The organism is Pseudomonas sp. LjRoot277 (genome assembly GCF_964253845.1).
In the GTDB taxonomy this organism is placed as follows: Bacteria; Pseudomonadota; Gammaproteobacteria; order Pseudomonadales; family Pseudomonadaceae; genus Aquipseudomonas.
Map to the genome: position 1 here is coordinate 1681138 of NZ_CAXURI020000001.1, position 22450 is coordinate 1703587.

The 22450-nt window shown below is 59.7% G+C and carries 23 protein-coding genes; 12 read left to right on the top strand and 11 right to left on the bottom strand.

The genetic code is table 11. The annotated features are described in order from the left end of the window. Window positions 1-3: 3 nt before the first annotated feature. From ACSQ87_RS08035 to ACSQ87_RS08045, 3 genes are all read right to left on the bottom strand, one after another. On the bottom strand, window positions 4-939 hold the full coding sequence (locus ACSQ87_RS08035) for a LysR family transcriptional regulator (protein WP_223432003.1): 936 nt from the start codon (window positions 937-939) through the stop codon (window positions 4-6). A 132-nt stretch (window positions 940-1071) separates the two neighbouring features. After that, window positions 1072-1989 carry a DMT family transporter gene (locus tag ACSQ87_RS08040; RefSeq protein ID WP_223432004.1) on the bottom strand — a complete coding sequence of 306 codons (918 nt, stop codon included), beginning with the start codon at window positions 1987-1989 and terminating at the stop codon, window positions 1072-1074. Between the two features lie 15 nt (window positions 1990-2004). Further along, on the bottom strand, window positions 2005-3189 hold the full coding sequence (locus tag ACSQ87_RS08045; protein ID WP_223432005.1) for a cyanate transporter: 1185 nt from the start codon (window positions 3187-3189) through the stop codon (window positions 2005-2007). Between the two features lie 405 nt (window positions 3190-3594). On the opposite strand from ACSQ87_RS08045, the gene ACSQ87_RS08050 reads away from it, so the two are divergent. From ACSQ87_RS08050 to ACSQ87_RS08075, 6 genes are all read left to right on the top strand, one after another. Further along, the gene (locus ACSQ87_RS08050) at window positions 3595-4977 is read left to right on the top strand and encodes a glutamine synthetase family protein (RefSeq protein ID WP_223432006.1); all 1383 of its coding nucleotides are present in this window, start codon (window positions 3595-3597) and stop codon (window positions 4975-4977) included. Between the two features lie 179 nt (window positions 4978-5156). After that, on the top strand, window positions 5157-6806 hold the full coding sequence (locus ACSQ87_RS08055; protein WP_223432007.1) for a phosphoethanolamine transferase: 1650 nt from the start codon (window positions 5157-5159) through the stop codon (window positions 6804-6806). A gap of 73 nt (window positions 6807-6879) precedes the next feature. Then, window positions 6880-7542 (top strand): class I SAM-dependent methyltransferase, encoded by a 663-nt coding sequence (locus tag ACSQ87_RS08060; protein ID WP_223432008.1) that lies wholly within the window; start codon window positions 6880-6882, stop codon window positions 7540-7542. A gap of 123 nt (window positions 7543-7665) precedes the next feature. Beyond that, window positions 7666-8799: a ribonuclease D gene (gene rnd / locus ACSQ87_RS08065; RefSeq protein ID WP_129441972.1), complete on the top strand. Its 1134-nt coding sequence runs from the start codon at window positions 7666-7668 to the stop codon at window positions 8797-8799. Next, window positions 8796-9089 carry a YcgL domain-containing protein gene (locus ACSQ87_RS08070; protein WP_223432010.1) on the top strand — a complete coding sequence of 98 codons (294 nt, stop codon included), beginning with the start codon at window positions 8796-8798 and terminating at the stop codon, window positions 9087-9089. Before rnd ends, ACSQ87_RS08070 begins: the two co-directional genes overlap by 4 nt. A 120-nt stretch (window positions 9090-9209) precedes the next feature. Next, window positions 9210-10142, top strand: a complete 933-nt coding sequence (locus ACSQ87_RS08075; RefSeq protein WP_223432011.1) for a D-2-hydroxyacid dehydrogenase — start codon at window positions 9210-9212, stop codon at window positions 10140-10142. A 126-nt stretch (window positions 10143-10268) separates the two neighbouring features. Here ACSQ87_RS08075 and ACSQ87_RS08080 read toward each other — a convergent pair whose 3' ends face one another. Further along, on the bottom strand, window positions 10269-10862 hold the full coding sequence (locus ACSQ87_RS08080; RefSeq protein WP_150654991.1) for a nitroreductase family protein: 594 nt from the start codon (window positions 10860-10862) through the stop codon (window positions 10269-10271). 165 nt (window positions 10863-11027) lie between these two features. On the opposite strand from ACSQ87_RS08080, the gene ACSQ87_RS08085 reads away from it, so the two are divergent. Next, window positions 11028-11477: a YcgN family cysteine cluster protein gene (locus ACSQ87_RS08085; RefSeq protein WP_223432012.1), complete on the top strand. Its 450-nt coding sequence runs from the start codon at window positions 11028-11030 to the stop codon at window positions 11475-11477. Window positions 11478-11566: 89 nt separating this feature from the next. Beyond that, window positions 11567-12796 carry a hypothetical protein gene (locus ACSQ87_RS08090; protein ID WP_223432013.1) on the top strand — a complete coding sequence of 410 codons (1230 nt, stop codon included), beginning with the start codon at window positions 11567-11569 and terminating at the stop codon, window positions 12794-12796. Window positions 12797-12926: 130 nt separating this feature from the next. Here the strand turns inward: ACSQ87_RS08090 and ACSQ87_RS08095 are convergent, their stop codons facing one another. The 4 genes from ACSQ87_RS08095 to ACSQ87_RS08110 all read right to left on the bottom strand — a co-directional run bounded on the left by ACSQ87_RS08095 (window position 12927) and on the right by ACSQ87_RS08110 (window position 15127). After that, entirely contained in the window at window positions 12927-13304 is a 378-nt protein-coding gene (locus ACSQ87_RS08095) for a YgaP family membrane protein (RefSeq protein ID WP_223432014.1), read from the bottom strand. Window positions 13305-13409: 105 nt separating this feature from the next. Continuing rightward, entirely contained in the window at window positions 13410-13880 is a 471-nt protein-coding gene (locus ACSQ87_RS08100; RefSeq protein ID WP_007944014.1) for an RNA methyltransferase, read from the bottom strand. Between the two features lie 136 nt (window positions 13881-14016). After that, complete coding sequence (locus ACSQ87_RS08105; protein ID WP_223432015.1) at window positions 14017-14391, bottom strand: YajD family HNH nuclease; 375 nt, start codon at window positions 14389-14391, stop codon at window positions 14017-14019. 49 nt (window positions 14392-14440) lie between these two features. After that, window positions 14441-15127: a spermidine synthase gene (locus ACSQ87_RS08110; RefSeq protein ID WP_007898703.1), complete on the bottom strand. Its 687-nt coding sequence runs from the start codon at window positions 15125-15127 to the stop codon at window positions 14441-14443. 98 nt (window positions 15128-15225) lie between these two features. Here ACSQ87_RS08110 and ACSQ87_RS08115 point away from each other — a divergent pair, with 98 nt between their 5' ends. Next, on the top strand, window positions 15226-15516 hold the full coding sequence (locus tag ACSQ87_RS08115) for a hypothetical protein (RefSeq protein WP_150654994.1): 291 nt from the start codon (window positions 15226-15228) through the stop codon (window positions 15514-15516). On the opposite strand, the gene ACSQ87_RS08120 is transcribed toward ACSQ87_RS08115, so the two are convergent. Beyond that, window positions 15513-15986: a cyclic nucleotide-binding domain-containing protein gene (locus tag ACSQ87_RS08120; RefSeq protein ID WP_223432016.1), complete on the bottom strand. Its 474-nt coding sequence runs from the start codon at window positions 15984-15986 to the stop codon at window positions 15513-15515. The genes ACSQ87_RS08115 and ACSQ87_RS08120 overlap by 4 nt on opposite strands. A 216-nt stretch (window positions 15987-16202) precedes the next feature. Then, window positions 16203-18257: a S9 family peptidase gene (locus ACSQ87_RS08125; protein ID WP_223432017.1), complete on the bottom strand. Its 2055-nt coding sequence runs from the start codon at window positions 18255-18257 to the stop codon at window positions 16203-16205. A 100-nt stretch (window positions 18258-18357) separates the two neighbouring features. Between ACSQ87_RS08125 and ACSQ87_RS08130 the strand changes: the two genes are divergently transcribed. Genes ACSQ87_RS08130 through ACSQ87_RS08140 form a run of 3 tightly spaced genes read left to right on the top strand, consistent with a single transcriptional unit; the run spans window position 18358 to window position 20219 of the window. Continuing rightward, complete coding sequence (locus tag ACSQ87_RS08130) at window positions 18358-18855, top strand: MFS transporter (protein WP_150654999.1); 498 nt, start codon at window positions 18358-18360, stop codon at window positions 18853-18855. A gap of 32 nt (window positions 18856-18887) precedes the next feature. Further along, a complete protein-coding gene (locus tag ACSQ87_RS08135; protein WP_046046095.1) occupies window positions 18888-19664 on the top strand; it encodes a class II glutamine amidotransferase in 777 nt (258 codons plus the stop codon). 12 nt (window positions 19665-19676) lie between these two features. Then, a complete protein-coding gene (locus tag ACSQ87_RS08140; RefSeq protein WP_223432018.1) occupies window positions 19677-20219 on the top strand; it encodes a DUF2937 family protein in 543 nt (180 codons plus the stop codon). 79 nt (window positions 20220-20298) lie between these two features. On the opposite strand, the gene ACSQ87_RS08145 is transcribed toward ACSQ87_RS08140, so the two are convergent. Then, window positions 20299-22410, bottom strand: a complete 2112-nt coding sequence (locus ACSQ87_RS08145) for a TonB-dependent receptor (protein WP_223432019.1) — start codon at window positions 22408-22410, stop codon at window positions 20299-20301. Window positions 22411-22450: the final 40 nt, after the last annotated feature.

A 22450-nucleotide genomic window follows, 5' to 3' on the forward strand; every position in this document is an offset into this window, starting at 1 on the left:
GTTTCAGGCCATTTCCTGCTCGGCGCAGGCCTTGACCACTTGCTCGCGCAGCCAGGTGTTGGCGCTGTCCTGATCGACATTCTGGCTCCACTGCATGTCGAGGCTGAAACCGGGCAAGCCGTTGGGCGCTTCGCAATGATTGAAGATCGCGTCGTTGGCCAGCAATTGCTGGATACGCCGAGGCAGGGTCAGGATGAAGTCGGTGCCGGTGATCATCTTCAGTGCCGCGCTGTAGCTGTTGGAGCGCGCGACGATCTGCCGTTTTTGCGCCTGCTGCGCCAGCCAGCCGTCGACCATGTTGGTGGTGGAAGTCCAGGGTGTCGGGAACACGTGCCGGCGTTCGACGAAGGCTTGCAGGCTTAAACGCGGCTCCGGCGGTGTGGCACGTTTATCGAAGACACAGACCAGGTCGTCCTCCAGCAGCAGCCGGGATTTGAAATCGCCATGACTGCGATGAAAGTTCGGGCCGAAGCAAATCACCAGGTCGAGGCTGCCGTCGCGTAGCTCTTCGGCCGGGATGTCGGTTTCGAACTTTTGCATGTTGACCATCACTGGAAGGTCGGCGAAATCGAAGCTTTTCAACAGACGCGGCAGGATCAACTGCTCGAAGTATTCCGGCGCGCAGATATTGAAGGTGACTGGTTGCAGGGTGGGGTCGAATGCTGGCGCACCGGCGTGACACAGGTTGATGCTTTCCAGGATCTTCAGCACGTGGGCGTACATGGTGCTGGCTTTGTAGGTAGGGCGCATACCCGCGCGGGTATTGATGAACAGCTCGTCTTCGAAACTGGTGCGCAGCTTTTTCAGGCAGTAACTCACGGTGGACTGGCTGACGCAGAGCGCCTCGGATACACCGCTGACGCTGCTTTGCTCATACACGGCGATAAACACCATGAGGTCCTGCATATCGAGCTTTCTAAGCAAGTTACTGTTCAACATCCGTTCCGTCTCGCTGTGCTCCTTGCGCTGACTGTGCGCAAACTTGTGCGAGTGATCCTAACGGAACGATGGTGCCAGGAGAATGCCTTGTAGGAGTTTTCATGGAAAGTTGTGGGGCGGTTCCAGAGTCCCTCAGCCCTGAACGGCTGCGGGCACCCCGCGGCGGCTGGACATCAGCAGTGCCCACATACCGACTCCCACCAGCAGCGCGCCGATGATTTCCAGCGGCAGTGGCGACTGACGTAACCAGAACCAGTGAAACAATGTGAGGAACAGCGTACTCAGGTAAATGTAGGAAATGACCGAGGAAGGGGCGATGACGCCGATGGCCCGATGCAGCAACCAGAAGGTCGCCAGCGTGGCGAACACCGCCAGGTAAATCAGCCACCAGAAATCGCTCACGGTCAGCAATGACGCCGATCGCCAGCCGCCGCTGAACCCACAGAATGCCAGCAGAAACAGCGCGCCGAACAGCATGTTCCAGAAAGTCATGCCCACCGGGCCGCGCCCCTTGAGGCTGCTGGCCTTGAGTCGTTGACTCAGGGGCGAGTAGAGCGCCATCACCAGGCAACCAACGCCATATACCGACACTGCATACAGCGAAGGTAGCTCACCCGGGCCTGCGCCTTTCAAAACCAGCAACCCGGCCCCGGCAGCGGCAATCAGCATCGGCAGCACCCGCTGTTTCAGGTTGCTGTCGGGCATCAATACGGCTTCGAACAGCAAGGTCAGCAGTGGCACCAAGGTGAACATCGTTCCAGTATTGACGGCCGAGGTGTAGCGCAGTGCCTCGAACAGCGAGCCGAAATACACCGCGAGCAGCAAGCCGAGCACGGCATGGCCGAACAGTCCGCGGGCGGTCATGGCGGTATCGCCCTTGAACAGCAGCAGCGGCAAAAACACCAGGGCGCAGAACAGCAGGCGCAAACCGGTCAGCAGGATCGGGTCGATGGCCTGGCTGACCTGTGCTGCCGCAGAAAACGAAGCCGCGATCAACAGTGCCCAGAGCAGCATGCCGACGTGAGCGGCGGCGAAACCGGTGTGTTTCATGGTGGGGTATCCGGGTCAGTGAATGTGTTGGGCGTAATGCCGCGGATCGAAGCGCAAAACCATCAGGATCATCAGTGCCATCACGCCGGTCAGTGACCACCAGGCCCATTCGAAGCTGCCAAGCTGATCGCGGATCAACCCGGCAATCAGCGGCGATAGACCGGCGATCAGGTAGCCGATGCCTTGCACGAACGCGGTCAGGCCTCCGGCACGCTGGGGATTGTCCAAATGATCCAGGGACACGATCAGGCTCATCGGGAACAGTCCGCCGATGCCGAGCCCCAACAGACATGGCCACAACAGACTCAGGTACTGCGGGCTGAGAATAAGTCCGCAGAAACCGGCCATGATCAGCGCCAGCAACACCACCAGCACCACGCGCCGGTCACGGCTGCGGTTGGCGATGGCTGGTGTCAGCAGGCCGGACAACACTTCCATGGCGGTTAGGAAACCCAGCAGCAATCCGGCGTTTTGTTCGCTCCAACCCTTTTCCACGTAGTACGGCGCCAGCCAGGCCAGCACACAGGTGTAGGACGCCGTGCCCAGGCCGAAGAAGATGGCGAGCAGCCAGGCGCGGGAATTGCCGAAGAAGGAGCCATTGCGCTGCGCCTGAGCAGGCTGCGCCGGCAGCCGTTCACGTTGCACGCACCAAAACAGCAACGCTATCAGCGCCAGCGCCGCCCAGATCGCCAGGCCTACGCGCCAGCTGCCAGTGCGGATCATCACCAGCGGCGCAAACGACGCCGCAATCGCTGCGCCGGTCATTATCGACGTGACGTAGAGCCCCATGCACACGGAAACGTTGTCGCTGAAGCGGGATTTGATCAGCGCCGGCATCAACGCCTGGATCAGCGCGATACCGATACCCGCCAGCACGGCGCTGAGGATCAGTTCGGCCGCCGAATCGAGGAATAACCGCGACACCGTGGCCACGCCGATGATCAGCAGCGAGAGCACCACGGTGCGTTGTTCGCCGATTCGTTGGCTGACGCCCAGCCCAAAGAACATCGCCAGCCCCATTGCCATCACTGGCAGCATGGTCAACAGCGAGGCCAGGCTGAAACTCAGTGCAATGTCACCGCGAATCGCCGACAGCAAAGGACCAATCGCGGCCATGGAAGGCCGCAGGTTCAGGGCGACAAGAATGATGCTGAACATCAGCCAGAGGGCGGGGCGGGAGATTGCGCGAACGTTTTCCATCTATCGGACCTTGAATGACAAGGAGCCGATTAGGCGCGCGAGGCCTAGGGGCCGCAAATCAGAAAGTCCGAAGCAGTATTTAGAAATTAAATAGTTCTGCTGCGACGCGAGCCCCAATGTGAATGTTTAGCCATATCGCAACCAAAGTTCTTCAAATCCCGATTTAACGACTTAACCTCCCGTGTGACGCTGCTGCTCACCTGTTCTCTGCGGTTTTATCTATGGACGGTTGTCCCGTCGCACTTCCCTCCGAATTAGCCTTTTGGGCGCTGTGGCACTGCCGTCACGCGCGCCCACCGGATTCCTGCCTTTCCCGTTGATTGTTCCTACAGTTCCCGCACTGCGTGCCGGGATCAAAACGGCGACGCCTGTGCGTTTGCCTGACGCGGAAATAAGAGAATTCCCATGAGTATTGCCACGACATCTTTCGCCTCCAAGCAAGAAGCCCAGACCTTTCTGGAGCAGAACCCGGATATCGAGATGTTCGAGTTGTTCATCCTCGACAACAACGGTGTGCCTCGGGGCAAATTGCTGCACCGCGATGAATTGCTGGCGGTGTACGAAAGCGGGCGGCCATTGCCGAGTACCATTCTTGGCCTGACCATCAATGGCGATGACGTGGAAAACTCCGGCCTGGTCTGGGACGTTGGCGATATCGACTGCCGGGCGTACCCGATCAGCGGCAGTTTGACGCGCATGCCGTGGCGGCTGATTCCTACGGCGGCGGTGCAGGTCAGCATGCACCCGACGGAGGGGATGCCCGCGACGATTGCCGATCCACGGCATCTGCTGGCGAAAGTCATCGAAGGCTTGCAGGCCGACGGTTATTACCCGGTGATGGCGGCGGAGCTGGAGTTCTACCTGCTGGATCAGCAGCGCGACAGCAACGGTCGGCCGCAACCGGCGCGGGATGTCGATGGCGGGCGGCCGCGAGGGACTCAGGTCTACGGTTTGCGTGAACTGGAACAGATCGAGCCGTTTCTGGCCGATCTTTACAGCGCCTGCAAACTCCAGGGCATTCCCGCGCGCACGGCGATTTCCGAATACGCGCCGGGGCAAGTGGAAATCACCCTCGAACACCGCACCGACGCCTTGCAGGCGATGGACGAGGCGGTACGCTACAAACGACTGGTCAAGGGCGTGGCGCACAAGCACGGGATGACGGCGTGCTTCATGGCCAAACCGTTCGATGACCTGGCGGGCACTGGCATGCACATGCACGTCAGCCTGGCGGACAAGGAGGGCAACAACCTGTTCGCCAGCGAAGCCCCGGACGGCACGCCACTGCTCAAACAGGCGGTCGGCGGGATGCTCAGTACCTTGCTCGATTCGTTGCTGCTGTTCTGCCCGAACGCCAACTCCTACCGTCGCTTCCAGACCAACAGCTATGCGCCGCTGGCACCCACGTGGGGCGTGGACAATCGCACCGTGAGTTTGCGCGTGCCCGGCGGGCCGGCGTTTTCCCGGCATATCGAACACCGCATCTGTGGCGCCGACGCCAACCCGTATCTGGCGGCCGCGGCGATTCTGGCCGGGATCCATCGCGGTATACGCGAACAGCTCGATCCAGGCGCGCCGGTGGAGGGCAATGGGTACGCCCAGGCCACGGAGCTGTTACCGACTGACTGGCTGACCACGTTGCGAGCGCTGGAAGGTTCGGGCTGGGCACGGGAAGCGTTCGGTGGTCAGTTCCTCGGCGTGTACCTGGCAGTAAAACGTGCCGAGTATCGACAGTTCATGGGCGAAGTCGGCGAGCAGGACTGGCGTTGGTATTTGAATCAAGCCTGAACAGAACCTGAACCATTCTCAAATAAGTTGAGCGCTTTGGCCTCATACCATGAGCCAACTAATCGTTGGCTTCTTTTTCACAAAAAATTGATGGTTGGCAGCCTAAAATTAGTGCTGTCACGGTAAATGAAATTTTCACATTTGCCGAAGGCACTTCTTTTCAGGAACAGCCGATCATCATGTTGAAGATTAAAGCCGTGCGCCCCGAGTGGGTGACACTGATTGCCAGTGCCTTTCTATTAACGGGCTTCAATCTTGTTCTCTGGCAACACCTGTTTGAAATCACGGCCTCTGACGGTCAAGGCATCGTCATGCGCGTGGCGTTCGGCTTGATGATTCTGGCTGCCTTCAACATTGTGCTGACCCTGCTGGCTTTCCGACCCGTGATGAAGCCGGTCCTGACGCTGATCTTCATGGTCAGTGCGGGCGTGGCGTACTTCATGAGCCAATATGGTGTTTTGATTGATACCGGCATGTTGCGTAACTTTGCTCAAACCAATGCGACGGAAGTGCGTGACTTACTCTCGATCAAGTTGCTTGTTTATATTGTTTTGCTCGGTGTATTGCCGTCCTGTTTGTTATGGAGAACGCCGGTTAGTTACCGTCGCTGGCACCGTGAACTACTCAGTAAAATTCTCGTGAGTGTCGCATCAGTTGCCGTGATCGGTGGTGTCGCACTGGTTAACTATCAAGGCTTGTCCTCATTGTTTCGCAATCACCATGAATTGCGCCTGATGGTAGTGCCAAGCAACTACATCGGTGCCTCTTTCGGCTTTCTGCGTGAGCAGGTCGCGTCTGCGCGGCAACCCTTTGTCACACTGGGCGAAGATGCCCAGCGAAATCCCGCCTGGCAAACCCATGGCCGAAAATCCCTGACCGTGCTGGTGGTGGGCGAAAGTGCCCGGGCCGAGAACTTCGGCATTCTGGGGTATAACCGTGACACCACACCGAAACTGAGTAAAGAGGCCGGCTTGATCGCGTTCACCGACGTGCATTCCTGCGGGACGGAAACAGCAGTGTCGGTGCCGTGCATGTTCTCCGACATGGGCCGCAAGGATTACAACGCCAGCAAGGCAAAGAACCAGGAAGGCCTGCTGGATGTACTCAAACGCGCGGGTCTCGACGTGATCTGGCGCGATAACCAATCGGGCTGCAAAGGCACTTGCGATCGGGTTACCGTCGACGACGTCAGTAACCTGAAAGACCCGGTGCTGTGCGCCAATAGCGAATGCCGCGATGAAATCCTGCTGCAGGGTTTGCAGCACTTCATCGATACCCTGGATAAAGACACGGTGCTGGTGTTGCATCAGATGGGCAGTCACGGTCCGGAATACTTCAAGCGCTACCCGAAAGAATACGAGCGCTTCACCCCGGTTTGTGAAAGTAACGCCCTGAACAATTGCAGTCGCGAAAGTATCGTCAATGGCTACGACAACACCCTGGTGTATACCGACCACGTGCTGTCCACCCTGATCGATTTGTTGCGTAGTAATCAGGACAAAGTTGATACCGCAATGCTCTATCTGTCGGACCACGGCGAATCCCTGGGCGAGTACAACTTGTTCCTGCATGGCACGCCTTACATGCTGGCGCCGGAACAACAAAAGCATGTCGCGATGCTGGCCTGGTTTTCCGACAGCTATCAAAAGTCGTTCTCGGTGGACACCCATTGCCTGCAACTGAGTCGCGACAAGCCCTTGAGCCAGGACAACCTGTTCCATTCGATGCTCGGTCTGCTGGAGGTCCAGAGCAAGGTGTACAAGCAGAATCTGGATATGTTTGCTGGATGTCGTGGTGCGGTGATCGACGGCGTGTTGGCCACAGAGTGAGTACCTCAACCTTTTTTTCATGCGCCGGTCGCTAACGTGCGGCCGGCAGAGTTTCCTCCGAGAGCCATTGCACATGTCCGCTCAACCCCCATCTGCCATCGAGCTTGAGATCGCCCGGCGCTACGATCAGGAGCACGCCCGCGTCTGTCTTCAGCCGCGACCGCGTGGCCTGGCCGGGCGGTTGACGTTCTGGCGTGACGAGCAATTGGTGCGCAACGCGCTCAAGGCTGCCGGCGAGCCGGGCCTGGTTCTCGATGTGGCCTGCGGTGTCGGGCGCTTCTGGCCGGTACTGGCCGAGCATGCAAACCGGGTGATCCTCGCAGCCGATCCGTCTCAGGACATACTCGATCATGCCCGCACCCACCATCCGCAGAGCCTGCTGAAACGGGTCAAGACCTTTCAGAGTTCAGCGTTCACCATCGGCTTGTCGGCGAATGCGGTTGACTGCATTTTTTGCATGCAGTTGTTTCAACACATCGCCTGCCCCGAGCATCGTTTGGCCATGCTTAAGGAGTTTCATCGGGTCAGTCGCGATACGGTGATTGTGGCGGTACGGGTCGATGCTCATTTCAAAGGCCGGCGCACGGATGCACAGGGCGCTCCGCCCCGACCGTTGGCCAGCAAGGCCGACGTGGAAGCCGAGTTCAAGCGCGCAGGTTTGCGCTTGCTCAGTCATCAGGACTTCCTGCCCGGCTGTGCGCGGATGCGCGTCTACGTACTGCGTAAGGCCGGCTAGTCTCCGCTTGTCAGACATTTCTTGCTGTTTTGCAGGAGTTTTCGCTAAAGCTCTTGTTCAGTGAATGCGCGGAAATCGCCGGGGGCGATATATACTGCGCGCCATTCTTCAAGGGAGAGCCGTGTGGCCATCGATATTCACTGGATTCGCGACAACGATAGCCTCGGTCAGTTTTGCGCCGAGTGGCAGCAGCTGCCATTCGTTGCCCTCGACACCGAATTCATGCGGGTCGACACCTTTTATCCGATCGCGGGCCTGCTGCAGATCGGCGATGGCGTACGCGCTTACCTGATTGACCCGCTGAGCATCGACAACTGGCAGCCTCTGGCCGCATTGCTGGAAAACCCGGCCGTGGTCAAAGTCGTCCATGCGTGCAGCGAAGACCTCGAAGTCCTGCTGCGCCTGACCGGTAGCCTGCCGGCGCCGTTGTTCGACACTCAGTTGGCCGCCGCTTACCTGAACCTGGGTTTCTCCATGGGCTATTCGCGGCTGGTGCAGGAAGTGCTCGGCATCGACCTGCCCAAGGGCGAGACCCGTTCCGACTGGCTGCAACGTCCACTTTCCGACACCCAAATCAGCTACGCCGCCGAAGATGCTTTGCACTTGGCGGAAGTTTTCGTACAGCTTCGTCCGAAGCTGTCTGACGACAAGTACGCCTGGGTCCTGGAAGACGGCGCCGAGCTGGTGGCCAACCTGCGACGCGAAGTTGATCCGTATGAGGTCTATCGCGAAGCCAAGCTGGCCTGGAAACTCTCCCGCGCCCAGCTCGTCGTGTTGCGTGAACTGTGCGCCTGGCGTGAGCGCGAGGCCCGCGCCCGTGATCTGCCGCGCAACCGCATCGTGCGTGAGCATTCCCTGTGGCCGCTGGCGCGGACTCAGCCGGACAACCTCGGCGCGCTGGCGAAAATCGAAGACATGCACCCGCGTACCGTGCGTCAGGATGGCGAATTTCTGCTTGATCTGATCAAGCGCTCTGGCAGTGTGTCGCCTGATCAATGGCCGCCAGCGGTACCGGAGCCTTTGCCGGTGGACGCCGCGACGCTGGTCAAACAGCTGCGTGCGATCGGCCAGGCCGAAGCCGAGCGCCTGAACATTGCGCCGGAGCTGATGCTGCGCAAGAAAACCCTGGAAGCGCTGCTCAAGAGCGGCTACCCCAACGGTCCTTACCAATTGCCTGATTCGCTGCGTGGCTGGCGCCGCGAATTGATGGGCCAGGCGCTGCTCGACAGCCTGGCCACCGCCGGAGAACAGCCTTGAAACGTATTTGTTCCATCTACCGAAGCCTGAAGAAAAACGAGATGTACCTTTATGTGCTCAAAAGCGATGCACTGGAACGCGTCCCGGAAAGTCTGATGGCCGCCTTCGGCAAACCGCATCACGCCTTCGACCTGGTGCTGACCCCCGAGCGCAAACTGTCGCGCGAGGACATCACCGTGGTGCTGGATAACCTTGAGAAGCAGGGTTACCACTTGCAAATGCCGCCGGCCGAAGACGAGTACATCGAACACTTGCCGGAAGAATTGCTGCGCCGCAACGACCCGATGTGACGGGCAGACAGGCTCTGTTCAGAGCCTTTATGAAACACTGGAATGATTTTGGCGATGGCCAGGGCGATGGAGCGTTACTCCATCGGCGGCCGTCTGCACTGTTTTTGAAAGGTTTGAACCATGCGCGTTCTGATTGCTGAACACGACCACCCGGTGTACGCCCAGCTGTTGCGTCAAGCAGCGCCCGACCTGGAAGTGCTGACCAGCGGCGACTCCGCCGAACTGGCCAGCCAGGCCGCTGATTGTCCAATCTGGCTCGGTCAGCCGGACCTGCTGGCGACCTTGCTGCGTCAGGGCCACGAGCCACAATGGCTGCAATCGACCTGGGCGGGCATTACGCCGCTGCTGGCCGACGGCTTGCCTCGGCACTATCGCCTGACTCGGGCGGTGGGGATTTTCGGTCAGGTCATGGCCGAATACGTGCTGACTTATATGCTCGGCCACGAACGCGAAGTGCTGCCGCGGCTGGTCAGCCAGGTCGAGCGCAAGTGGGACAGTCGACATGGCCAAAGCCTGGCCGGGCGCAAAGTGTTGATCGTCGGCACCGGTGACATCGGCCAGACCGTGGCGCGGTTCCTTCTGCCGTTTGGCATCGAGTTGTACGGCATCGCCAGCGAAGCCCGCGAGCAGGCGCCGTTTGTCGAAATCGGGGCGCTGGCTGATCTGCCGCGTCTGGTGGGTGAAGTGGATTACGTGATCAATCTGCTGCCCAATACGCCGAACACCCACGACCTGTACGACGCGGCGCTGTTCAAGCAATTCAAGCCGACCGGGTTGTTCATCAACGTCGGGCGCGGCGTGGCGGTGGTCGATGCGGACCTGGTGGAGGCCTTGAAAGAAGGGCATCTGGCCGGTGCGGTGATCGACGTCTGCCGTCAGGAGCCGCTGCCGCAACGTCATCCGTTCTGGACCGCTTGGGGCCTGCTGCTGACCGGCCACAGCTCGGCACCGACCTCGCCATCGATGATGGTGAATCTGTTTGTCGAGAACCTGCGGGCGTATCAGGCGGGTGAGGCATTGCGCGGGGAAGTGGATTTCAATCGCGGGTATTGAATCCACCACCAATCAAATTGTGGGAGCGGGCTTGCTCGCGAAAGCGGTCTGTCAGTCAACATCGATGTTGAACGTGATGGCCCCTTCGCGAGCAAGCCCGCTCCCACATTGGTTTTTCGGTGTGGCTTAGAGGGTGAAGTCGCCTTCGGCGGCCAACTCGCTCAGCGGACGACGTGGGCTTGGCTCTTCACGCGCTTGCAGGTAATCCGCCAGCGTCGCCTTGTCGCCCAGTTTGCCCACTGCCACCGCCGCGTGCAGCGCATAACCCTCGGGAATGTTCAGCTCCTTGCGAGTCAGGTCCTGGTCGAAACCGGCCATGCCGTGGGTGTGCCAGCCGCTGATGCTCGCTTGCAGCGCCAGATGCCCCCAAGCGGAACCGGTGTCGAAGGTGTGCCACAAGGCCGGGGTTTCTTCGGTGGCGCCAGGCACCGCGAAGGTGGTTTTCGAGATCACGATCACCAGTGCCGAGGCGTGTTGCGCCCAGCCGCGGTTGAACTCATTCAGCAGGCCCAGGAAACGCTCCCAGTTTGGCGTGTCGCGACGCGCATACAGAAACCGCCAAGGCTGCGAGTTGTAGGCCGATGGCGCCCAGCGCGCGGCTTCGAAGAAGCTCAGCAGGGTCTCTTCCGGGATGCTTTCGCCGGTGAAGGCGCGGGGCGACCAGCGGTCGGTGAACTGAGGGTGGATGGCATAGTCGGCAACGCGTGGATTAGCACTCATCAGGAGATTCCTTGCTACGTTTGAAGGTGAGGGGCGACGCAAAACCCTACTGGGCGGCGCAATAACTGACAAGCTCGTTCTACCGGCAGTCGCCAACGCTTGGCCCACAAGGGCCTTGGCACTAGACTGGCGGCCTTTTCACCACCTGATGTTGATGCTTGAGCCATGGCCGCCAAAGTCGAACCGTTCTGGATACGCAAAACCCTCGATCAACTCGATCAAGAGGAATGGGAATCGCTGTGCGACGGCTGCGGTCTGTGCTGCCTGCAAAAGCTCGAAGATGAAGACGACAACAGCGTCTATTACACGCGTATCGCCTGCAAACTGCTGGACCTGAAAACCTGTCAGTGCACCGATTACCCGAACCGCCGCGATTTCGTCCCCGACTGTATTCAGCTCACCCCAGGCAAGGCCGATGAGTTCAAATGGCTGCCGCCGACCTGCGGCTATCGACTGGTCAGCGAAGGCCAGGACCTGCCGCTCTGGCACCATCTGGTGTGCGGGGATCGCGATGCGGTGCACCACGAACGTATTTCCCAGTCCGGGCGCATGCTCGCCGAAGGCAGCGTGGCCGAAGACGATTGGGAAGACCATCTGATTTTTCGAGCGGGTTAATTCCCACTCAAAAACCGGCAGTGATTACTAGAATTCAAGGCTGCTATGCAGCCCAGCGCGAGCAAGCTCGCTCGCCACAAGGAGTGTGTATGGCTGTGGGATTGCGGCTGGCGTTGGCCCTTGGGCTTTTGGCCCTGAGTTCGCCCGTGTGGGCGGCGAAGAAGGTTGATCTGGATTACCACGTGCGCCTGTTGCCGCAAAGCGATCAGGCCGAAGTTCGGCTGACCCTGGCTCAGGGTTCGGCGGTGCGCAGTCTGGATTTCGACCTGGGCGATGGCAGTCACTACAGCGATTTCAAGGCCGATGGCCAATGGCAGCTCACGCCGGGCAAGCAGGCCCGTGGTATCTGGCGTCCGGCCGCCGACAAGGCCAGCCTGACCTACCGCGTACGCATCAGCCACGGGCGCAAGAGCGGCAGCTTCGATACGCGCATGACGCCAACTTGGGCGCTGCTGCGCGGCGACGATCTGGTGCCGGCGGCCAAACTCGATCAGCAGGACGGCATTGAGCTGGTTTCACGCCTTGAATTCGAATTGCCCACCGGCTGGAAAAGCGTTGAAACCGCCTGGCCGCGAATCGGCAAGAACAAATTCCGGGTCGATAACGTTTCTCGCTTGTTCGACCGGCCCACCGGCTGGATGCTCGCCGGCCACCTCGGCAGCCGTCGCACGCGATTGGGGGAAACCGAAGTCACCGTCGCCTCGCCTCAAGGCCAGGGCATGCGCCGCATGGATGTGCTGACGCTGCTGACCTTTGTCTGGCCGCAAGTTCAGGCGGTATATCCCCGTCATCCCGTCAAACTGCTGATTGTCGGTGCCAACGACCCAATGTGGCGTGGCAGTCTGGGCGCTCGCGAATCGATCTATCTGAACACGCGTCTGCCGCTGGTCAGCGAAAGCGGTACCAGTGCGCTGGTGCGGGAATTGGCGCAGGTGTTCGGGCGGATCAACGACCAGCAGCGCAGTGACTGGATCAGCGAAGGATTTGCCGAGTATTACGCCATCGAACTGGTGCGCCGCGCCGGCGGCATGAGTGATGAGCGGTATGAGAGTTTGCAGAAGAAGTTGGCCAGGGACGGCCAGAACGTCACGACCTTGCGCGCTGAGCAGGTCAGCCCGGCGCAGGTGTCGAAAGCGGTCGTGTTATTGCAGGAACTGGATCGCGAGATTCGCCTGAAGACCCGCAACAAGCGTTCGCTGGATGATGTGTTGCGCGGGGCGATGCATCTGGAGAGCGTGGATACCAAGGAATTCGTTCAGCTCGCCGAAAGCGTTATTGGCGAGTCTTCCAAGGTCCTTGATACCGAGTTGCTTCAGTAATACCGCCTTCGCGAGCAAGCCCGCTCCCACATTAGATCTCTGTCGTACACATAACCAGTGTCCACTGACGATCAAATGTGGGAGCGGGCTTGCTCGCGAAGAGGCCCTAAGCCTCATCGAATTTCCTGGATCAAACCCCGGTTTTAGGCGACTTCAACGAATCATTGCCAGTCACCGTAGCGGTATTGGTTGCCGCTTCGGCATTCGCCTTCAACCGGTTCAGCTCTTCACCGGCCCGCTGAATCTTCGCCCGCACGTTGTTCATGTCCTGGCGGCTTTTCTCCAGCAGGCTTTTCGCCGAACTGTGCCCGGTAATACCACGCGCCAGGGCCACACCGCCGATAGCCACTTGAATCAAGCCGAACAGACCACCGCGACGCAGACCCTTGCCGACCATCACCACGCCGCCGGCCAGGGAGCCGATGCGTTCCCAGCCCTGCACGTTCTGGTCAGTGTGAGTCTGGAACGGGGTGGATTCGATGCGTTCTACGCGTTTGAGTTCGCTCATGATCTGTCTCCTGGCTGGAATGACGCTTCAAGAATAGATAATCAAGAATAGATAATTAAGCTGACTGCCAAGGCGGGCGGCTTGTTCCATCGGATGTACGCTGAATCAGCGAAATTTCGCCCCGGAGCGAGTGTTGAGCCCCTTGGACATGCGGTCATAGAGCACGACGTTGACGGTGGCCGCCAGGTTCATGCAACCGGTGGTCGGGATGTAGACCACGTCTTCGCACCAGTCGCGAATCTCTTTATCCAGCGAGCCGTCTTCCGGGCCGAAGATGTACAGCGCGCGGTCCGGATGCGTGTATTCCGGCAGCGAACGGGCGCCGTCCACCAGTTCCACAGCGACCGGCACGCAGCCCAGCGGCAGGATTTTTTTCAGGTCGTCGATGCCGATCAGCGGAATGTCGTAGTGGACGCGCTTGGTGTCGGTGACGAAGTCGGCGGCGCGTTCATAACGCTTGCCGGTGTAGAACACGGACGCCACGCCATAACAGCCAGCGGCGCGCATCACCGAACCGACGTTCTCCGGTGATTTGGGGTTATACAAACCAATGCAGCTGTACCGTTTGTCTGCCACGAGCGGGTGCCTTCGGGGAAAAAACGGCGATTATACGGGGATTGGGGGAGGGGTGTTCGGTTTGGAGATTGCTGGTGTCTGGTCAGCCGCCTTCGCGAGCAGGCTCGCGAAGGGGCCGGTCGAGGCGCTGAAGATATTACTCGTCTTTCTTCATCAGGCCGGCCAACGCGGCAAACGGGTTATGCGTCGCCTTGGCGATTTTCGGCGAGCTCAGCGAGCCTTCATCGAAATACTGTTGATCGGTGTACCGCGAGTGTTCGTTGTCGTGGCAGTACAGGCACAACAATTCCCAGTTCGAGCCGTCCTGCGGGTTGTTGTCGTGGTTGTGGTCGCGGTGGTGCACGGTCAGTTCGCTCAGGCGCTTGCCGGAAAACTCACGGGCGCAACGACCGCACACGTGCGGGTACATTTTCAGGGCCTTGTCGCGGTAACCCATTTCCTTGTCGCGCTGGTTGTCGGCAAGGATGCGGTCCAGCTTCGACGTGTTGGTCGGTGGCGTTGACGAACTCATGGGTTCACCTTTGTAAAAAGACTAATGACGGTATTAATCGCAGTTTAGCTCAGCCCTTGAGCTTCTCGGCAATCCAGATGGTGTGGCGGGTACCTTTGTTGCCATGGGCGAAGACCTGGACTTCCTCAGCCTTGAAGCCGGCCTTCTTCAGTTTGTCGGAAAACTGTCGGTCAGCGCTCGCGGACCAGACGGCCAGCACGCCTTTGGGCCGCAAGGCCTTGGCGCAGGCGCTCAGGCCGCCAGCGGAGTAGAGCCAGCTGTTGGCCTTCTGGGTCAGGCCTTCGGGGCCGTTGTCGACGTCGAGCATGATTGCGTCGAAACCTTGCGGCTCGGCTTGCAGGACTTTGGCCACGTCTTCCATGCGGATCACGGTGCGCGGGTCAAGCAGCGGGTTCCCGGCTTTTTCGCCCAGCGGCCCACGGTTCCACTCCACCACGCCCGGCACCAGTTCGGCGACCACCACTTCAGCGGTCTTGCCCAGATGCTTGAGGGCCGAGGCGAGGGTGAAGCCCATGCCCAGGCCGCCGATCAGCACACGTGAGTTCGGCCGGCCGGCCACTTTACGGCACGGGATCTCCGCCAGAGCGTCTTCCGAGCCGTGCATGCGGGTGTTCATCAGTTGCCCGCCGTCGCCGCCCTGGATCTTGATGACGAAATCCTCGCCGTATTCGAACAGGCACAAGGCACCGCCATTTTCAGGAATTGGAGTGGTGTCGAGCAGAACGAAACGTTTCATGGGACTCACTTGAGGAGAAATTGGCATAGGAGGGAGAAGGCAAACACGCGCAGTTGGGAGTAGCCTGCAAAAAGACAACAAGGCCAACGGAGCCATTGATGAAGCGCACCATTCTAACGGTCATTGCCTTGGCCGCGCTCTCGATAACTGCAGTGCAGGCCCAGCAGTTGCAAACCATTCCGACCAACCCTGCGCCGCTGCCCGGTTCGCCCGGCACCGCGACCCCGACACCGTACCCGCAAATCACCCCGACCAGTGCGCCCAAGGTCGGCCCCGGCAGTGGCGGTCCGCCGTTGGTGCCCATTGAAATGCCTAGTCCGCCCACCAAGGACCAGCCACTGCCGGGGCTGGAGCAAAACCCGTCGAAAGCCAAATCACCCGGTGGTTAAACCTGCTGCGAGAGCAGTTGCCCATCGGCCATGCGCAAGCGTTTGGAGAGGGAGACGGCGAGGGCGCGGATGATTTTGGCAGCGATTTTCGGCGCATCGTTGAGCATCTTTTCCAACGAGTCCTTGCCCAGATTGAGCAACTGGCAATTGCTTGCGGCCACGCAACTGGCCGAGCGGCGTTCGCCGTCGAGTACGGCCATTTCGCCGAACGCCCGACCGCTGCGTAACGTTGCCATGGTCACCAGGTGCCCGTCGCTGTTGGTTTTCTGCACCGCCACCTGGCCGGTGTGGATGATGCACATGAAGCTGCCGGCATCACCCTCATGGAAAATCTCTTGGCCCTGAGCAATGGTGCTGATGCTGAAGTAGCCCGAGGCTGTGGCGAAGTCCGCCGGCAGCAGTTGATCGAACAGGCCACAGTCCATCAGCCAGTCGCGAATTTCGTTGTTCAGTAAGGTCGGTTCTGACATGTCGTCACGGTCTTTTTCTTGTGTCTGTTGCTGTTCCGGATCTGCAATCCACCACAAATCCCTTGTGGGAGCGGGCTTGCTCGCGAAGGCGGTGTGTCAGACAACATTGATGTTGAAAGTCATGGCCTCTTCGCGAGCAAGCCCGCTCCCACAGGGGGTATGTGTCGTACCGAGCCCGGTGTTCGGTGTTAAGACCGACACGCCGGGCCAAGTTCCTCAGGCGATGCCCAAAACCTTGAAAACAAATGCGTATTCGAGTGCTACGTCACGCAATCCCTGATAACGACCGCTCATCCCGCCATGCCCGGCACCCAATTCGGTCTTGAGCAGCAGAGGATTGGTGTCGGTTTTGGTCGCGCGTAATTTCGCCACCCACTTGGCCGCTTCCCAGTACTGCACGCGACTGTCGTTGTAGCCGGCGATCACCAGAGTCGCCGGATAAGCTTGTGCGGTGACGTTTTCGTACGGGGCGTAGGCCTTGATCCGCTCATAGACGTCCGGTTCTTCAGGATTGCCCCACTCGTCGTATTCGGTGACGGTCAACGGCAGATCCGGGTCGAGCATGGTGTTCAGCACGTCGACGAACGGCACTTCGGCAATCGCAGCAGCAAACAACTCCGGCCGCTGATTGAGCACCGCGCCGATCAGCAGACCACCGGCACTGCCACCGCTGATCGCCAATTGCTGTGAAGTAGTGAAGCCATCGGCGATCAGGTGTTCGGCGCAGGCGATGAAGTCGCTGAAGGTGTTGTGTTTGTGTTCCTGCTTGCCAGCGCGATACCAGGCCTCGCCCAGTTCACCGCCGCCACGCACGTGAGCGATGGCGAACGCCACGCCACGATCCAGCAGGCTCAAACGAGCGTGGGAGAACCACGGGTCGAGGCTTTCACCGTAAGCACCGTAGCCGTACAGATAAAGTGGCGTGGGCTTATCGAGGGCTTCGCGTTTGACGACGAGGCTGATCGGCACTTTCGTACCGTCCGGTGCCGTCGCCCACAGGCGCTGACTGACGTAGGCATCGGCGTCGAACGGGCCGAGCACAGGTGTTTCCTTGAGGACTTTCTGCTCGCCGCTGCCCAATACCAGTTGGCGGATTTGCGCCGGACGGTTCAAGGCTTCGTAGCGCAGGCGGATCCTGTCGCTGACGAATTCCAGGCTGTTCTGCACGTGCAGGCTGTAGGCCGCATCCGGCAACTGCACGCGGTAGCTCGGCAGGTCTTGCGGATGAACTTCGATGATCGGCAAGCCACCTTCACGCAGGCTCAGGGTCATGGCCCCGGCATTCAGGCTCATGCCTTCGATCATCACCGTGTCGCTGTGCGGGATCAGGTTTTGCCAGTCGGCCTCGGTCGGCGCCACGCCGGTATCTACGGCTTGGTACAGGGCAAAGTTGATGCCGTCGCGATTGGTGCGAATGAACCAGGTCCATTGACCGTCGAGCGCGCCGTGGTCGGCGTCGTACTCATGGTCTTCAACCCTCGGTGCGATGCAGGTAAAGGCTTGCTGCGGCTGGAACGCGTCGAGCACCCAGACTTCGCTGGTGGTCTTGCTGCCCAGGGACAGCAGCAATTGCTGCTCGGAACTGGAGCGATAGCAATGCATGAAGAATCGACCGTCCGGCTCATGGAACACTTCTTCAGCCGCCGTACCGTCCAGCCGATAACGGAACAGTTTGTGCGGGCGATGGGTCTCGTCCAGCTCGCCGAAGAACAGCGTCAGGCTGTCATTGGCCCAGGTCATGCTGCCGTCGCAATCCTGGAATTCCAGTTCACTGACACGGCCGTTGGACAATTCCTTCACGAACAGCGTGAAAATCTCATCGCCGGTGGCGTCGATGCTGTAGGCCAGACGCTGGTGGTCCGGGCTGATACTGAAGGCGCCCAGGGAAAAGAAGCCACCTTTGGCCAGTTCGTTCGGGTCCAGCAGCAGCTGTTCCTGGCTTTCGTCGAGCTGCAGGCTGTCATCGACAGGGCGCGGGCAGCGGTAGTGACGAGCATATTCATCACCGGCCGTGGTGCGCGTGTAATACAGGTACGGGCCCCAAGGGGAGGGCAAGGACAGGTCGGTTTCGAGAATCCGGGCCTTGATCTCTTCGAACAGGGTTTCACGCAACCCGGCCTGATCGGCGGTTTGCGCCTCTTGGTAGCGGTTTTCCGCTTTCAGGTAGTCGAGCACCGCGTCGGTGTCGCGCTCCTGCAGCCAGGCATACGGGTCGTCGCCTTCGGCCTTGCGGGCAATGGGAGCGTCGGAAACGTTGACGGATAGGGGCATGAAGGACTCTCGAGCGTTTTACGAAATAGGGTTCGCAGACGGCGGGCAAGCCTGACGTGCGAAAAGTCGTTACTATAAGCGCCTCTTTGCCTGCCTTGCCATGGACACCATGACCGAGAACGACTATCTGATCGCTTGGGGCCTCTACGCCTTTGCCGCTTTGGGCTGCCTGTTGGTGTGGATGCGTATCACCCGCTGGATGTGGCGCTGGCTGCGTGAGCCGTTACGGCTATTGGTTGCTGTGTTGCTGTTCAGCCCGACCATCATTGATCCGGTGAAGGAAAAGGTCGCTCCGGCCATTGCCATCACGGCCCTCGATCTGCTGTTCAAGGTCGGCAACAACGCCTGGCGGGCGGTTTCCGACCTGTTCATGTACGGCATGATCGCCTTCGGCATTTACCTGGTGTTCGTGGTGATCCGTTTCCCTATCGAACGTGCGTCCAACGCTCGCAAGGAACAGGCTGCCGCTGCCAAGGCTGCGGCCAGGGCCGATGAAGCAGAAGAAGACCATCCATTCGGCGGTGCGGGCGATGATCGTTACGGTCGTCCACCGGTGCCGAGCAACCCTCAGCGATTGCGGGTCGAGCCGCGTCTGTAACCTTGCCCCTGCCTTTCAGCGAGAATCCGAGCATGTGTGAGTTATTGGGCATGAGCGCCAATGTCCCGACCGATATCGTGTTCAGCTTCACCGGGCTGATGCAGCGCGGCGGCCGCACTGGTCCGCACCGTGACGGCTGGGGCATCGCCTTTTACGAGGGCCGTGGCCTGCGCCTGTTTCAGGACCCGGCGGCGAGCTGTGAGTCCGAAGTCGCGAATCTGGTGCAACGCTATCCGATCAAGAGCGAAGTGGTGATCGGGCACATCCGCCAGGCCAACGTCGGCAAGGTCTGCCTGTCCAATACCCATCCATTCGTGCGCGAGCTGTGGGGCCGTAACTGGTGTTTTGCCCACAACGGCCAGCTCGCGGAGTTTCAACCGATCAAGAGTTTTTACCGCCCGGTCGGCGATACCGACAGCGAAGCGGCGTTCTGCGATTTGCTCAACCGCGTGCGCGCAGCGTTCCCGGAACCGGTAGAGGTCGAAGAACTGCTGCCAGACCTGGTGGCCGCCTGCGCCGAGTACCGTAGCAAAGGCGTGTTCAACTGCCTGCTCAGCGATGGCGATTGGTTGTTCTGCTATTGCTCGACCAAACTGGCGCAGATCACCCGTCGCGCGCCATTCGGTCCGGCGCGCTTGAAGGATGTCGATGTGATCGTCGATTTCCAGGCCGAAACCACGCCCAACGACGTGGTCACGGTGATCGCCACCGAACCCTTGACCGAAAACGAAACCTGGACCCGCTACGAACCGGGCCAATGGAGCCTCTGGCGACGCGGTGAATGCGTCAGCCAGGGCAAGACCGAATAAGGATTTCCCTTCATGTTGCTTAGTTATCTACGGCTGGTGTTGTTCGCGGCGGGCCTGTTGATCGGTGTCCAGGTGCCGGGGTTCATCAGCGATTATGCCAAACGGGTCGAAGCGCATCTGATTGAGGCGCAGACCAGTCTGAGCGGTTTTCAGGGCACGGCGATTCAGTTCTTCAAGGGTGACATGCAGGCGTTGGTGGCCCATTACCGCGCTAGCGAAGATCCGATTTTTCGCAGTGATGCCGACAGCCTGAGTACCTTGCTGACCCGTCAACTGGCCTTGGATAAACAGTTCCAGGCCATGCAGGGCCCGTGGTACATCCGCCTCCTGCAAGTGGCATTGGCCGCCGATCCGGATATTCGCAAGGAAACCTGGAATGGCTACAGCTACCAGATCCTGCTGACGCCGGAGGCGATGATCTGGGGTATGAGCGGGGCGTTGCTGTTGTCGTTCGGCATTGAATGCCTGTTCCGTCTGATCGACTGGGTGGTGCTGGGTGGCAAACGCCTGCGCCAGAGCCGGCCGATCGAAGATCGGGATGTGCGCGGCCTCTAAGCCTGTAGCCGGTTTGCCGGCGATTGCTGCGACACGGTATGTCTGGCAGATCGCATCGCTGGCAAGCCGGCTCCTGTTTTTACCAGTCGACCGAGTAGCTCATGCTCAATGTCCGACCTTCAGCATTGGCGTACGGCGCTCTGGCATTGGCCTGGGTGAACAGGTTCTGGTAGGTGCGGTTGGTCAGGTTGTACACCCCGCCTTCAAGACGACCGACCGGCAGTTGCACGGAGCCGAGCAGGTCCACCAGCGTATAGCCTTCGATGTCGCGTCCGTTATTGTCCTTGGCGGCGGCGTCGTAACTGGACAAATGCATGCCTTGCAGACGCAGGGTGTAGTCGTCTTTGGTGTAGCCGACGAACAGTGTGGTCTTGGCCGGTGAGATGCGCGTGGCCGGCAGATCGATCCATTTGCCATTCTGCTCGGTCTCGCCTTTGGCCCAGGCGTAAGTGCCACCCACCGACCATTGATCGGTCACGCGGTAGGTCAGATTGTTTTCGATGCCGCGAACGCGTTCTTTCTGGTTGATCAGGCGCAATACCCGATCAGTCGCATCGTAGAACTGGGTCACGTCCGAGGTGTTTTCATACACGGTGACGTCGGCCTGCCACTGGTCCCAGTCACCGCGCCAGCCCAGCTCGTAACTGTTGACCTTGATGGCCTGGGCGTTGAGGCTCTGGATGTCGAAGGTGCTGCTGACATCACGCATGAAGCGCTGGATATCCGGCAGTGAAAATCCCTGGCTGAAATTGGCGAATACGTCCTGGTTTTCACTCAGGTGGTAAACCGCCCCCAGGTTGTACAGCGTGGCATCGTATTTGAGGGTGTCGCCAGGCAGCGTTGCGCGTACGCCGGTCTGGACGATCTGACCATAAGCAATGCTGTCGGAGACATCGCTTTCGATCCATTCACGGCGCACACCGCCACGCAAGGTCCAGTCACCGATGTCCCAGGACATCTGCCCGAACAGCGATTTGGTGGTGGTTTCGATGTCCGGGCCCAGCTCGTAGGTGGTGCCGGTCTTGGTGTAGGTCAGGCCCTTGAGCGTGTATTGATCACCTCGTTGGCGGGAGCGCTCATTATCATAGTCAGCCCCCCAGACCAGGTTACCCGTGGCGCTGCCGATGGCTGGCAGCGGCGTGTCGATGGCCGCGCGCAGGCCGTAGACATCCTGCACGCTGTTGTTGTCGGAGATCCCGGCCTTGCCCCGCGACAGATCCGGGAAGAACAGTGCATCGGCGCGACGCCAGTAGCTTTCCAGTTGCAGGCCCTGGCCGTAGAAGTCCTTGTCGGTGTAATTGAGGTTGACCGACTGGTTATGGGTATAGGGTTGATCGTCGAGTTTCAGCCCTTTGACTGCCACGGCTTGCTGCGAGTTTTTCGGGTCTTTTGTGTAGCCGGTGTCCTGCTGATCCTTGTAGTCCTGCAGCGACAGGCTGAGTTTTTTGTCGGCATCCAGTTCGTAACCGAAACGACCTTGCAGGTCATAGGTTTCGGTGTCCATGTTGCTGCCCTGGGAGGTGTCCTGAGGGATGCGGTTGCCGTTGCCATCGTACTGATCGTTACGCTGGGTCAGGTCGGCGGAGACGTACCAGTCCAGGGCATCCTTGCGCCCGGTCGCACTCTGGAAGGCTTCGTAGGCGAAGCCTTTGCGGTTGAGGTTGTTGCCGCTGGTCAGGCCCAGTTTGCTGCTGTAGGCAATGTCCTGGCCCTGATTGCGCTTGGTGATGATGTTGATGATGCCGCCTGAAGCGCCGGCACCGTAGATGCTGCTGGCGCCAGAGATCACTTCGATGCGTTCGATGCTGGCCGGGGCGATGCTGTTGAGCTGGCGAAAGTTGTCGCGCGTGGCGTTCTGCGATACGCCGTCGATCAATACCAGCATGTTGCGTCCGCGCAGGGTCTGACCGAAGTTGCTCATCCCGCCACTGGACGGCGCAAGGCCGGGGACCAATTGCCCGAGGATATCGGAGACCCGGCGACCTGCGCCGCTTTGCTCACGAACCTGCTGTTCGTCGATCACCTGGACCGAGCCTGGAATCGAAGCAATGCTCGCTTCGCTGCGAGTCGCGGAGACAACGGTGGCTTGCAGGTTCAAGGTGCCGGGCTGTTGCTCGGTATCCTCGGCCCAGGTCTGGGCGCTGAAGGTACTGAGCAGCGGGATCAGCAGGGAGAGTTTGGTACGGGTCATGACGTGGTCTTTTTTAGTTGTGATAAGTGTGTGGCGATAA